The 13,790-nt window shown below is 72.1% G+C and carries 5 protein-coding genes and 1 pseudogene; 1 reads left to right on the top strand and 5 read right to left on the bottom strand.

The features are described from left to right. Positions 1 to 75: 75 nt before the first annotated feature. From IE313_RS35265 to IE313_RS17780, 3 genes and pseudogenes are all read right to left on the bottom strand, one after another. Complete coding sequence (locus tag IE313_RS35265; protein ID WP_229924730.1) at positions 76 to 1,794, bottom strand: maltokinase N-terminal cap-like domain-containing protein; 1,719 nt, start codon at positions 1,792 to 1,794, stop codon at positions 76 to 78. A gap of 403 nt (positions 1,795 to 2,197) precedes the next feature. Further along, positions 2,198 to 3,901 (bottom strand): annotated as a pseudogene (gene treS / locus IE313_RS17785) (maltose alpha-D-glucosyltransferase); the annotation flags it as partial. Beyond that, on the bottom strand, positions 3,898 to 6,039 hold the full coding sequence (locus IE313_RS17780) for an alpha-1,4-glucan--maltose-1-phosphate maltosyltransferase (protein WP_229924729.1): 2,142 nt from the start codon (positions 6,037 to 6,039) through the stop codon (positions 3,898 to 3,900). The pseudogene treS and the gene IE313_RS17780, both read right to left, overlap by 4 nt. Positions 6,040 to 6,568: 529 nt before the next feature. Between IE313_RS17780 and glgP the strand changes: the two genes are divergently transcribed. Next, positions 6,569 to 9,247, top strand: a complete 2,679-nt coding sequence (gene glgP, locus IE313_RS17775; RefSeq protein ID WP_189933294.1) for an alpha-glucan family phosphorylase — start codon at positions 6,569 to 6,571, stop codon at positions 9,245 to 9,247. Between the two features lie 329 nt (positions 9,248 to 9,576). On the opposite strand, the gene IE313_RS17770 is transcribed toward glgP, so the two are convergent. Both IE313_RS17770 and IE313_RS17765 read right to left on the bottom strand, forming a co-directional pair. Continuing rightward, positions 9,577 to 11,163 (bottom strand): M4 family metallopeptidase, encoded by a 1,587-nt coding sequence (locus tag IE313_RS17770; RefSeq protein ID WP_189933292.1) that lies wholly within the window; start codon positions 11,161 to 11,163, stop codon positions 9,577 to 9,579. A gap of 289 nt (positions 11,164 to 11,452) precedes the next feature. Beyond that, positions 11,453 to 13,579 (bottom strand): M4 family metallopeptidase, encoded by a 2,127-nt coding sequence (locus IE313_RS17765; RefSeq protein ID WP_373317019.1) that lies wholly within the window; start codon positions 13,577 to 13,579, stop codon positions 11,453 to 11,455. Between the last annotated feature and the right edge of the window lie 211 nt (positions 13,580 to 13,790).

The following is a 13,790-nucleotide window of genomic DNA, read 5'->3' as shown; positions in this document are numbered from 1 at the left end:
TTGGGGTGCCACCCAGGGCCTGGACGGCGCTGGGGGAGGTGGGCGTCGGGTCTCACAGGTCGTCGGCGTCGGGTCTCACAGGTCGTCTGCGGTGGCCAGGCGGTGCATGGCGGCGAGCGGGACGGGCAGCCAGTCGGGACGGTGCCGCGCCTCGTACATCACCTCGTAGATCGCCTTGTCCGTCTCGTAGGCCCGCAGCAGTACCGGGTCCGCGCGGGGATCGTGGCCCGACACCTCCGCGTAGCCCGTGCAGTACGCGCCGCGGCAGCCGTGTGCCCAGGCGGGCGCCCAGGGCCGGTGCGAGCGGGCCGCGTAGTCGAAGGAGCGGAGTATCCCGGCGATGTCCCGCACGGGCGGCTGCGGCATCCGGCGCTCCGCCAGCGGACGCGCCGGCTCGCCCTCGAAGTCGATCAGCGACCACTCGCCGGACGGCGCCCGCAGGCACTGCCCGAGGTGCAGGTCGCCGTGCACGCGCTGGGCCGACCAGAGGTCCCCCCGGGTGCCCAGGGTGGCCAGCGCGTCATAGGCGGACCGCAGCCCCGGTGCGTAGGGTCGCAGCGCCGGCACCGCCTGCACCGCCGCGTCCAGGCGGTCCGTCATGCCCCGTGCGAGCCGCTCCATCTGGCGGCGGCCCAGTGTGACCGTCGGCAGCGCACGGGCGAGGGCGGTGTGCACCTCGGCCGTGGCACGGCCCAGTGCCCGCGCCTCGGCGCGGAAGTCCTCGCCCCTGGCCAGCTCGCTCAGTGCCAGCTCCCAGCCGTCCGCGGCGCCCTTGAGGAAGGGCTGGAGCACACCGAGCACCAGGACGTCCTCGGCCGGCCCGGCCGCGTGGCGGCCCGCGGCCGGCGGTGGGCAGCAGCCCCGGCCCGCGCGCCGGTGGCCGTCCGTGCCGGGGCCCGGCCGCGGCCCGTGCGGACCGGGCCCGGGCACAGCGGAAGGACCTGAAGGACCTGAAGGACCTGACGGACCTGACGGGCCTGACGGACCGGCCGGGCCGGTTGGGGCGGAGGGGTACGCGGCCGTGCCCCGCGCGGTCGCCGTGCCGCGCGTGTCCGCCGTGCCGCGCGCCCCCACGGGGCCCTGCCCGCCGGCAGTGCCCCGTGCGTCCGCCACGAACCAGGCGGCCGGCGGCGGCACCCGCGGGCAGGCGGTACGGGCCAGGGCGTGCGGCAGCTCCAGGTCGGGGTTGGTGCCCGGCACGATGCGCCGGAACAGCTTGAGGATGAACCTGTCCCCGTAGACCAGCGAGGAGTTGGACTGCTCCGCGCCCAGTACCCGCGGCACCAGGCCCCGGCCGATCTCGGCGTCCGCGTCGCGCTCGAAGCGCAGTCCGCCGATGCGTGCGCGCCTGCGCAACGCCTCCAGCAGGACCTCGGCGAGGCGCGGGTCGTACAGCGCCTCGTAGACCGTGCGGCCGGCCAGCGGACCCTGGGCGACCTCGCCGATCAGCGCGGGGGCCAGGTCGGGCGGAAGGCCCTCGCGCACGCCTAGCAGCAACTGGTAGCAGTCGCCGGGCCGGGCGGGGCCCCCGCGGGTGCCGAGAGCCGGCTGCTCGGCCCGTACCAGCAGGTGCAGCAGACCGGGACCGGTGTCGGCTGCCACGTCCCGGGCGCTGGGCGGGGCGGCGGGCAGCAACTCGGTCGCGGAGACCAGCGAGAAGCCGGTGACGGGCCGGCCCTTGCCGGCGAACCAGCGCTGCCGTGGCAGCCAGCCGCGCAGCAGCGCGTCGAGCGAGACGAGCAGTTCGGGGCAGGCGAGGGACGCCGTGCCGGGATGTGTGGCGGCTTCCGACATGGCGTCTCGTCCTTTCCCCAGGCACCACTCGAATTGCGCGTCAGTGTCCCGGAATGCGGCGATCACCGCGCGGCTGTACGGGACGTGTCGGGTCAGGGTGGTCCTTACGGACTCGGCGGGGTGTGGCGCCCGGGCGGACGGCGGTGGGCCGGGGCCGCCCGGGCGCCCGGCGCTACCTGCCGGGTCCGGTGGCCGGGGACGCGGTGGAGCAGGACGCGGCGGACCGGGCGGTGGCGTCCGCAGCGCCGACGCCGTGGCCGGTCGTCCCGCCCGCGACCGGGGCCGGGGCCGGGGAGGGGACCGTGGCGGTGCCGGTGCCCGTCCGGTCCTGTGCACCGCTCGTGGCCGTGGCGCCCGTGGTGGACGCCCCCGTGCCCGTGCCCAGGGAGGCCACCGCGGCCGTCGCGGTGGAGGTGTCCTTGCGCAGCCGGAACCAGTAGAAGCCGTGGCCCGCCAGGGTGAGCAGGTAGGGCCACTCGCCGATCGCGGGGAACCGCACCCCGCCGATCAGCTCCACCGGGTGGCGCCCCTCGAAGGCCCGCAGATCCAGCTCCGTCGGCTGGGCGAACCGCGAGAAGTTGTGCACGCACAGGACCAGGTCGTCGCCGTGCTCGCGCAGGAAGGCCAGTACGGCGGGGTTGGTGGACGGCAGCTCCGTGTAGCTGCCCAGGCCGAAGGCGGGGTTCTGCTTGCGGATCTCGATCATCCGGCGCGTCCAGTGCAGCAGCGAGGACGGCGAGGACATGGACGCCTCGACATTGGTGACCTGGTAGCCGTAGACCGGGTCCATGATGGTCGGCAGGTAGAGCCGGCCGGGGTCACTGGACGAGAAGCCGGCGTTGCGGTCGGGCGTCCACTGCATCGGGGTGCGCACCGCGTCCCTGTCGCCCAGCCAGATGTTGTCGCCCATGCCGATCTCGTCGCCGTAGTAGAGGATCGGCGAGCCGGGCAGGGACAGGAGCAGGGCGGTGAACAGCTCGATCTGGTTGCGGTCGTTGTCGAGCAGCGGGGCGAGCCGCCGCCGGATGCCGATGTTCGCGCGCATCCGCGGGTCCTTGGCGTACTCCGCGTACATGTAGTCGCGCTCTTCGTCGGTGACCATTTCGAGGGTCAGCTCGTCGTGGTTGCGCAGGAAGATGCCCCACTGGCAGCCGGAGGGGATCTGCGGGGTCTTGGCCAGGATCTCCGAGACCGGGTAGCGCGACTCCCGCCTGACCGCCATGAAGATCCGCGGCATCACCGGGAAGTGGAAGGCCATGTGGCACTCGTCGCCGCCGCCCGTGAAGTCGCCGAAGTAGTCGACGACGTCCTCGGGCCACTGGTTGGCCTCGGCCAGCAGCACGGTGTCGGGATAGTGCGCGTCGATCTCGGCGCGCACCCGCTTCAGCATGGCGTGGGTGGCGGGCAGGTTCTCGCAGTTGGTGCCCTCCTCCGCGTACAGGTACGGCACCGCGTCGAGGCGGAAGCCGTCGATGCCGAGGTCCAGCCAGAACCGCAGCGCGGCCAGGATCTCCTCCTGCACCGCGGGGTTCTCGTAGTTGAGGTCCGGCTGGTGGGAGAAGAACCGGTGCCAGTAGTACTGCTTGCGCACCGGGTCGAAGGTCCAGTTGGACGCCTCCGTGTCGACGAAGATGATCCGGGCGTCCTGGTACTTCTTGTCGTCGTCCGCCCAGACGTAGTAGTCGCCGTAGGGTCCCTCCGGATCGGTGCGGGACTCCTGGAACCACGGGTGCTGGTCGCTGGTGTGGTTCATCACGAAGTCGATGACGACCCGCATGCCGCGGTGGTGCGCCGCGTCCACGAACTCCACGAAGTCGGCGAGGTCGCCGAACTCCGGCAGCACGGACGTGTAGTCGGACACGTCGTAACCGCCGTCGCGCAGCGGCGACTTGAAGAACGGCGGCAGCCAGAGGCAGTCCACGCCCAGCCACTGGAGGTAGTCGAGCTTGGCGGTGATGCCCTTGAGGTCGCCGATGCCGTCGCCGTTGCTGTCCTGGAAGGACCGGACGAGTACTTCGTAGAAGACGGCACGCTTGAACCACTCGGGGTCCCGGTCCTTTGCGGGAGTGTCCTCGAAGGTGTCCGGGACGGGTTCATTGACGATCATGATGTGGGTGACCCTCCGATCGGCGGGGACGGTCGCAGGACGGTGAAGACGTGCGCAGCAGCGCGGCTCGGCTCCAGACGCACGTAGTTGGCCCTGCCCCAGTGATAGGTCTCGCCGGTGAGCTCGTCGCGCACCGGCAGGGGCTCGTGCCAGTCGAACCCCAGCCGCGGCATGTCCAACGACACCGTGGTCTCGTGGGTGTGGTGGGGGTCGAGGTTTGCGACCACCAGAACGGTATTCGAGCCACGGGTGCCTGCGGCAGCTTTTGAGTAAGCGATGACGGAGTTGTCGTCGGTTTTGTGGAAGTGGAGGTTCCGCAACTGCTGCAGGGCGGGGTTGCGGCGCCGGATGCGGTTGAGTGCCGCAATCAGGGGTGCGATGGTGCGTCCCTCGCGTTCCGCAGCGTCCCAGTCACGCGGGCGCAGTTCGTACTTCTCGGAATGCAGGTACTCTTCGCTGCCCGTGCGCAGCGGAGTGTTCTCGCACAATTCGAAGCCGCTGTACACGCCCCAGGACGGCGAGAGCGTCGCCGCGAGCACCGCCCGCACCTCGAACGCCGGCCGCCCGCCTTCCTGCAGGTAGGCGTGGAGGATGTCCGGGGTGTTGACGAAGAGGTTGGGCCGCAGGTAGGCGGCCGTCTCGCCGGAGAGTTCGGTGAGGTATTCGGTGATCTCGCGCTTGGAATTCCGCCAGGTGAAGTAGGTGTACGACTGCTGGAATCCGACGGCGGCCAGCGTCCTCAGCATGGCGGGGCGGGTGAATGCCTCCGCCAGGAAAATGACGTCCGGGTCGGTGCCGTTGATGTCCGCGATGACCTGCTCCCAGAACACCACGGGTTTGGTGTGCGGATTGTCCACCCGGAAGATGCGCACGCCGTGCGCCATCCAGAAACGCAGAATGCGGGTGGTCTCCGCGACCAGTCCCGGCATGTCCTCGTCGAAACTGAGCGGATAGATGTCCTGGTACTTCTTCGGCGGGTTCTCCGCGTGGGCGATGCTGCCGTCCGGCCGGTGCCGGAACCACTCGGGGTGCTCCCGCACCCAGGGGTGGTCGGGCGAGCACTGCAGGGCCAGGTCGAGTGCGACCTCCAGGCGCAGACCCGCGGCCCGCCGCACGAACGCGTCGAAGTCGTCGATGGTGCCCAGGTCCGGGTGGACCGCGTCGTGGCCGCCGTCCGCCGAGCCGATCGCCCAGGGCACGCCGACGTCGTCGGGGCCGGCCGCCAGGGAGTTGTCACGGCCCTTGCGGAAGGTGGTGCCGATGGGGTGGATGGGCGGCAGGTAGACCACGTCGAAGCCCATGGCGGCGATCGCCGGCAGCCGCTCCGCCGCGGTGCGGAAGGTGCCGCTGGTCAGCCGGGTCCGGACGGCGGCGCGCCCCGGGTGCCTCGTGGCCGTCCCGCCGTCGGCCGGACCCGCGGCGCCGGGTGTGCGGGGTCCGCCGGGCTCGGTGGCGCCGGGTGTGCCGCCCCGACTCGGCTCGGTGGCGCCGGGGGTGGCCCGCGCGCCTTCGGAGCGCGGGAAGAACTCGTACCACGACCCGAACAGCGCACGCCGGCGCTCCACCAGCAGCGGCAGGCGCTTGGAGGCCGTCACCAGCTCGCGCAGCGGATGGCGGGCCAGCACCCGGTCCACCTCGGGAGCCAGCGCCGCGGCGAGCCGATCGGCGGCCGGGCGCGCGGTGTCGCGCAGTGCGTCGGCTGCGGCCAGCACCACCTCCCTGCGGCCCTTGCTCTTCGGTACTCCGCCCGCCGCCCGGTCGTACAGCGCGGCGCCCTCCGCGAGGACCAGCTCGGTGTCGATACCGGCCGGCACCTTGACACGGGCGGTGCGCCGCCAGGTGGTGACCGGGTCCGACCAGCCCTCCACCAGGTAGCTCCAGCGGCCCTCCACCGCCGGCGCGACCGTGGCCACCCAGCGGTCGGTGCCCGGCGCCGCCTCGCGCATCGGGATCCAGGGGGTGCCGCGTCCGTTCGGGCCGCGCAGCACCACGTTCGCGGCGACCGCCTCGTGGCCCTCGCGGAAGACGGTCGCCGTGATGTCGAACGCCTCGCCCGCCACCGACTTGGCGGGCCTGCGTCCACAGTCGACGGAGGGGTGTACGTCCAGCACGGGGATACGGCCAATCAGCGAGTTCACGGCATCACCTGGTGGTCCAGCGGAGCGGGCGGTTCGGGTGGTGCGGGTGGTACGGGCACCGCGGATGGTGCAGGCGGTGCGGGTGGCGCGAGCGGTGAGGGTGGTGCGGGTGTGGGTGGTGCGAGCGGTGCGGGTGGTGATGGTGCGGTCAGGACGGAGCAGGAGGAAGGGGCGGCGGAACGGGGTGGTCTCGGCAGCCGGCGGAGGAAAAGGTTGTTTTGACCTTTTTATCGGTGCGATCGACGACTGACGGGCTGCGGGCATGGCCGCTCCTGTCCGCGTTCACTCAGTTCACTCAACTGGGGGTGTGCGCCTGGCGCTCCATGCACCGGGGGAACCTTCCCAGGCGCCTCGGGGGCGCATTCAGGTGTTCAGTCGTTCGCGCCCGTGCAAGGCAGCACGCGGCGCCCGCATCCGGCCCACCCGTCCCACCGTGCGCCGTGGTTGCGACCAGCCGTGCGCCGTTACGGTCCGCACTCCCCGGGTGCGTCCCATTGCGATGCCCGTAATGGATTGCAAAGGTGGATATGTGAAGGCCATCCGTCGGATCACCGTACGTCCCGTTCTCCCCGAACCTCTCCGTCCGCTCAGCCGACTCGCCCGCAACCTCCGCTGGTCCTGGCACCCGCCGACCCGTGAGCTCTTCGCGGCACTCGACCCCGACCGCTGGGCCGCCGCGGGCGGCGACCCCGTGCGGCTGCTCGGCAGCGTGCCGCCCGCCCGTCTCGCCCGCCTCGCCGCGGACGAGCAGTTCCTGCGGCGGCTCGCCGACGCGGCGGCCGACCTCGGCGACTACCTCGAAGGGGACCGCTGGTACCAGCAGCAGACCGGCGACCTCCCCGCGGCCATCGCCTACTTCTCGCCGGAGTTCGGCATCACGGCCGCGCTGCCGCAGTACTCCGGCGGCCTGGGCATCCTGGCCGGGGACCATCTGAAGGCGGCCAGCGACCTGGGCGCCCCCCTGATCGGCGTAGGACTCCTCTACCGCCACGGCTACTTCCGCCAGAGCCTGTCCCACGACGGCTGGCAGCAGGAGCACTACCCCGTGCTCGACCCGCACGAGCTGCCGCTCAGCCCGCTCCGCGAGGACGACGGCACCCCCACCCAGGTCCGGCTGGCCCTGCCCGGCGGCCGGGAGCTGCGGGCCCGCGTCTGGCGGGCGCAGGTCGGCAGGGTGCCGCTGCTGCTGCTCGACTCGGACGTCGAGGAGAACGACGCCCGCGAGCGCGACGTCACCGACCGGCTGTACGGCGGCGGCAGCGAGCACCGGCTCCTCCAGGAGATGCTGCTCGGCATGGGAGGGGTCCGCGCGCTGCGCGCCTACTGCCGGATCACCGGCCATCCGGACCCGGAGGTCTTCCACACCAACGAGGGCCATGCGGGCTTCCTCGGCGTGGAGCGCATCCGGGAGCTGGCCGTGCAGGGCCTCGACTTCGACGCGGCCCTGGAGGCCGTGCGCGCCGGCACCGTCTTCACCACCCACACTCCTGTCCCGGCCGGTATCGACCGCTTCGACGCCGATCTCGTCGCCCGCCACTTCGGCCCCGACGCCGAGCTGCCGGACGTCGACGTCGAACGGGTCCTCAGGCTCGGCAGGGAGACCTATCCGGGTGGCGACCAGGCCCGGTTCAACATGGCCGTCATGGGGCTCAGACTCGGCCAGCGCGCCAACGGGGTGTCGTTGCTGCACGGCAGGGTCAGCCGTGAGATGTTCGCGGGGCTGTGGCCCGGCTTCGACGCCGACGAGGTGCCCATCACCGCGGTCACCAACGGCGTGCACGCCCCCACCTGGATGGCGCCCGAGGTGCAGCGGCTGGCGGCCCGCGCGGCCGGCGAACGGTGCACCGAGGCGATGCTCGGCGCCGGCGACACCGACCGCTGGGACACCGTCGCCGGCATCCCCGACCAGGACCTCTGGCAGCTCCGCGGCGAGCTGCGCGGCCAGCTCGTGGCCGAGGTGCGGTCGCGGCTGCACGCCTCCTGGCGCCAGCGCGGCGCCGCCCCGGCCGAACTCGGCTGGATCGACGCCGTCCTGGATCCCGGCGTCCTGACGATCGGCTTCGCCCGCCGCGTGCCCTCCTACAAGCGCCTGACCCTGATGCTGCGCGACCGCGAGCGGCTCACCGCGCTGCTGCTGCATCCCGAGCGCCCGGTGCAGATCGTGGTGGCGGGCAAGGCGCACCCCGCGGACGACGGCGGCAAGCGCCTGGTCCAGGAGCTGGTGCGGTTCACCGACGACCCCCGGGTGCGGCATCGCATCGTCTTCCTGCCGGACTACGGCATGCGGATGGCGCAGCGCCTCTACCCGGGCTGCGACGTCTGGCTGAACAATCCCCTGCGCCCCCTGGAGGCATGCGGCACCTCCGGCATGAAGGCCGCGCTCAACGGCTGCCTCAACCTCTCCGTCCTGGACGGCTGGTGGGACGAGTGGTACGAGGCCGACTTCGGCTGGGCGATCCCGACGGCGGACGGCCGGGACGCCGCGGGCCATCCGGCGGGCGAGGCCGGGCAGGGCCGTGCCGTGCTCGACGAGGAGCGCCGCGACGACCTGGAGGCGGCCGCGCTCTACGACCTGCTGGAGCAGCGCATCGCACCCCGCTTCTACGAGCGCGGTCCCGACGGCCTGCCCGACCGCTGGATCGAGATGGTGCGCCGCACCCTCGGCGGGCTGGGTCCCAAGGTGCTGGCAGGGCGCATGGTCAGGGAGTACGTGACACGGCTCTACGCCCCGGCCGCCCATGCGCACCGGGCCCTGGACCCCGGGGCGGCCCGCTCGCTCGCGGCCTGGAAGTCCCGGGTGCGCGCGGCCTGGCCGCGGGTGGCGGTCGACCACGTGGAGGCGTCGGTGGCCGCGAGCACGGCGGAGCTGGGTGCCACCCACGCCCTGCGGGTGCGGGTGCGCCTCGGCGACCTCTCGCCCGACGACGTCGAGGTGCAGGCGGTGACCGGCCGGGTGGACACCGAGGACCGGATCACCGACGCGGCGTCCTTCCCGCTCAAACCGGCCTCGGGCCCCGACCTGGAGGACCGCTGGACCTACGAGGGCCCCCTGACCCTCGACCGTACGGGCCCCTTCGGCTACACGGTCCGCATCCTGCCGTCCCACCCGCTGCTCGCCTCCGGTGCGGAGCTGGGCCTGCTCGCGGTCCCCGGGGACGCAACGGGAAGCCCGGCGGCGGGGGAGGGGACGGGAGTGGTCCTGCGGTAGCCGAGCGGCGGCCGCGGTGCGGGCTGTACGAGCGGTGCGGGCGGTGCGGGTGCACCGGGCGGTGCGGGCGGTGCGGGCACACCGGGCGGTGCGGGCACACCGGGCGGTGCGGGAACACCGGGCGGCCCGGCGGCACCGCCCGTCCGGCGGGAGACCGCCGCCACCCCGTCACCAGGCCGCACCGGGGCCCCGACCCGTCGGCGGGGCAGGGCCCCGACATGCCGGTGGGAGGCGGCCCCGACATGCCGGTGGGCGGCACCCGGAACCTTGCGTTCCGGGTGCCGCCCACCGTTGTGCCGTGACGGCGCTGCCGTGCTGCCGAGGAGGCGTCAGGAGACGTTGACCCCGGCCCAGGCGGCGTCGACGCCCTTGTACTCGGCCGAGTCCTCGCCGTACAGGTCGGCGGCCGCGCTCAGCGTGCCCTCGCGGGCCGCGGCGTAGTCGGTGTCCGACGTGAAGTACTCGGTCAGGGCCTTGTACCAGATCTGCTCGGCCTTGTCCCGGCCGATGCCGGTGACGGTGGAGCCGTCCGAGGTCGGCGAGTCGTAGTGCACGCCGTTGATGTCCTTCGCGCCGCTGCCCTCGGACAGCAGGTAGAAGAAGTGGTTGGCGATGCCGGAGGAGTAGTGGACGTCCACGGTGCCGGCGTCCGAGCTCCAGGCGTCCAGGGAGGCGCCGTCCTTGCTGGGCTCGTCCATGTAGCGCAGCGGCGAGCCGTCGCCGTTGATGTCGATCTCCTCGCCGATGAGGTAGTCGCCCGGGTCCTCGGCGTTGTCGGCGTAGAACTCGACCGAGGTGCCGAAGATGTCGCTGGTCGCCTCGTTCAGGCCACCGGACTCACCGCTGTAGATGAGGCCCGCGGTGGCGGCGGTGACACCGTGGCTCATCTCGTGGGCGGCCACGTCCAGGGCGGTCAGCGGCGCCTTGTTGCCCGCGCCGTCGCCGTAGGTCATGCAGAAGCAGGAGTCGTCCCAGAACGCGTTGACGTAGTTGTCGCCGTAGTGCACCCGGGAGTAGGCACCCTTGCCGTCACCGTTGATGCCGGTGCGGCCGTGCACGTTCTTGTAGTAGTCCCATGTCTCGCCGGCGCCGTAGGCGGCGTCGACGGCGGCGGTGGCCGGGTCGTCGACCGTGCCGTCGCCCCACTTGTCGTCGTCGTCCGTGAAGAGCGTGCCCTTGCCGGAGACACCGTTGTCGAGGTTGTACGTGCTGTGCCCGCCGCGGCCGCCGTCGGTCAGCTCGTAGGTGTCGCCGTTCTTGGTGGTGCCGAGGTCCACCGTGCCGCTGAACTCGCTCTCACCGGTGCCGGTGTGGATGGCGTCGTACTGGAAGAGCTTCTTGCCGGAGGCGGCGTCGGTGATGACGTGCAGCTTCTGGGGCGTGCCGTCCTTCGCCGTGCCGGTGACGACCTTCTCGTACGCCAGGGTCGGCTTGCCGGAGGCGGCCCAGACGACCTTGCGGGCGCCCTCGGGCGCGGCCTTGGCGGCGAGCGTGCCGGCGCCGGTGGCCACCGCGATGCTGCCCTTGGCGGCGCGGGTCACGCTCTTGGTCGCGCCGGCCTTGGTCTGGTGGACGACGAGGTCGCCGCCGAGCACGGGCAGACCGTCGTAGGTGCGCTCGTAGCGGGTGTGGGTGGTGCCGTTGCGGTCCTTGACGACGTCCTTGACGACAAGCTTCTCCTTGTCGCTCAGACCGAGCGCCTTCGCCGTGTCGGCCGTCCTGGCCTGGGCGGCCTTGATCAGGTCCGTGTGCGCCGCCGCGCTGAGGCTCATGGGGGCGGCTGCCAGGGTGGCTGCCGAGGACGGCTGCGGCTGGGCGGAGGCGGGGCCGGAGATGCCGGAGGCGATCAGTGCGCCGGCGGCGATGGTGGTGGCGATCGCCAGGATCTTGCCGCTGCGAGATATGTGGGGGGTCACGCAGGCTCCCTGTGGTGTCGTGGGGGTCCCCGGGGACGTGGGGGTCTCCGGGGCTACACAATGAGGTGCGGAGTACATCTGCTCGGGCAGCCTGTCATTCACTGCGCGTACATGTCATGGGTACATACCAAGGTTGGCCGGAAATCATCCGTCAGATGACAACTGGTGCACGCAATACGAACGAAACGTTCCGGATACAGACGGTCAGAAAACGAGAGGGCGCCGCCCCCGGGAATCACCCCAGGGTGCGGCGCCCCGCCGTTGTCGGAGACGGCTCGGTGCGGACCTGCTAGAAGGTGAGCTTCCAGCCGTTGATGTAACCGGTGTCCTGCGCCGCGGTGTCCTGGACCCGCAGCTTCCAGGTGCCGTTCGCGGCCACCGAGGACCCGTCGACGGTGTAGGTCTCCTGGACGTCCTGGCCGGAATCGAAGCCGTCGGCGTCCTTCAGACGGGCCGTCGCACCGTTCGGGGCCACCAGGTCGATGACGAGGTCGCCGCGGTAGGTGTGCACGATGTCCACCGAGACCGCGAGGTCGCTGGGGGCGTTGCCGCTGATCCCGCTGACCGTGATGGACGAGGTGCCGGTGCCGCGGTCCGGGATGGTGACCCGGGTGTTGCTCTCGAACGTCGTGCCGGTGCCCGGGTCGCCGCCACCGGGCCGCGAGCCGACCTTGATGGCCGCCCAGGCGTCCGCGACCGACTTGTACTCGGCCGAGCTCGTGCCGTACAGCTCGCCGGCGACGGCCAGCGTGCCGCTGCGCGCGGCCGCGTAGTTGGTCGTCGAGGTGAACTTGGTGGTCAGCGCCTTGAACCAGATCAGCGCCGCCTTGTCCCGGCCGATGCCGGTGACCGGCAGCCCGTCGGCGGTCGGCGAGTCGTAGTGCACGCCGTTGACGTCCTTCGCGCCGCTGCCCTCGGACAGCAGGTAGAAGAAGTGGTTCGCCGGGCCGGACGAGTAGTGCACGTCGAGGCCGCCGAGACCGGAGGACCAGGAGTCCGGCGAGATGCCGTCCCTGCTGGGCTTGTCCTGGTAGCGCAGCGGCGTGCCGTCGCCGTTGATGTCGATCTTCTCGCCGATGAGGTAGTCGCCCGGGTCGGACGGGTTGTTGGCGTAGAACTCGACCGCGCTGGCGAAGATGTCGCTGGTCGCCTCGTTCAGCCCGCCGGACTCACCGCTGTAGTTGAGGCCCGCGGTGGCCGAGGTGACGCCGTGCGACATCTCGTGCGCCGCCACGTCGATCGAGGTCAGCGGCGAGGTGTTGCCGAAGCCGTCGCCGTAGGTCATGCAGAAGCACGAGTCGTCCCAGAACGCGTTCACGTACTGGTTCCCGTAGTGGACCCGCGAGTACGCGCCGACGCCGTCCCCGCGGATGCCGGTGCGGCCCTGCACGTTCTTGTAGTAGTCCCAGGTCAGCGCAGCCCCGTAGTGGGCGTCCGCGGCGGCCGTCTCGGAGTTGGTGGGCTGCCCGTTGCCCCAGACGTCGTCGGAGCCGGAGTAGAGCGTCCCGGTGCCCGAGGTGCGGCCCGCGAGGTTGTACGTCTTGTGGTTGCCCCGGCCCGTGTCGGTGAGGGTGTACGTGGAGCCGGAGAGCTGCGTGCCGAGCGTCACCGTGCCGCTGTACTCGGTGTTGCCGGTGCCGTTCTCGATGCCCTGCCAGCTATAGAGCTGCTTGCCGGTGGAGGCGTCGGTGATCACGTGCAACTGGTTCGGAGTGCCGTCGTCCTGAAGGCCGCCGACCACGGTCTCGTACGCGAGGACCGGCGTGCCCTTCGCCAGCCAGACCACCTTGCGCGGCGCCCGGTCGGTGTCGGCCTGCTCCGCGCCCTTCGCCGTGGCGGCGCCGAGCGCCTGCTTCTCGGCGGTGGCGGGCCGCACGGTGGCCTCGGTGCGCACGGTGCCGAGGTGGGTGCGGACCGCGGGGGTGATGCCCTTGGCCGCGCCGGCGCCCGTGGCGTCCACGACGAGGTCGCCGCCGAGCACGGGCAGGCCGTCGTAGGTGCGCTCGTAGCGCGTGTGGGTGGTGCCGTCCGCGTCCTTGACGACGTCGCGTACGACCAGCTTCTCCTTGGCGCCGAGGCCGAGCCTGCGGGCGGTGTCCGCGGTGGCCGCGGATGCCTTCTTGATCAGCGCGGTGCGCTGGTCGGGGGAGAGGCTGACGGGCAGGGCGCCCTTGTCGACCTTGCCGAGCGCCGGGGCGGGGTCGCTGATGGTGGCCTGGCTGCTCCCGGCCGTTCCCTCGGCGGCCACGCCCGCCTGGGCGCCGATGGACAGCAGCGCGGCGATGGCGACGAACACACCGGCCGCGGTGGCCGGGCGGCCGAGGGCCGGTCTGTGCGAGGTGTGGCTGCGGGAGGAACTGCTCCTGCGCGCGGCGCTCCCACGGGTGGTGCCTCTACGGGACGGGTGACTCAACACTGACTCCTTCTGCGTGGCCGGACGAACGCGGCCAGGGTCGACCGGACGGCGGGGTGGCCGTCCGGGCAGAACAGGGCGGAACCATGTGCGGGTGCGTGCGGGTGTGCGTTCAGCCCGGGCTCGGGCAGTCCGGTGGTGGGACGGGACCGGACGCGGCGACCGAATGGTGAAGAAGCTGTGCCTGGGCTGTGTAGTGGCTGAGGGGAAGCGT

Source organism: Streptomyces sulfonofaciens (assembly GCF_014656295.1).
Lineage (GTDB): Bacteria > Actinomycetota > Actinomycetes > Streptomycetales > Streptomycetaceae > Streptomyces > Streptomyces sulfonofaciens.
The sequence above is the reverse complement of the archived record's forward strand: the minus strand, read 5'-3'. Positions and strand labels throughout refer to the sequence as shown.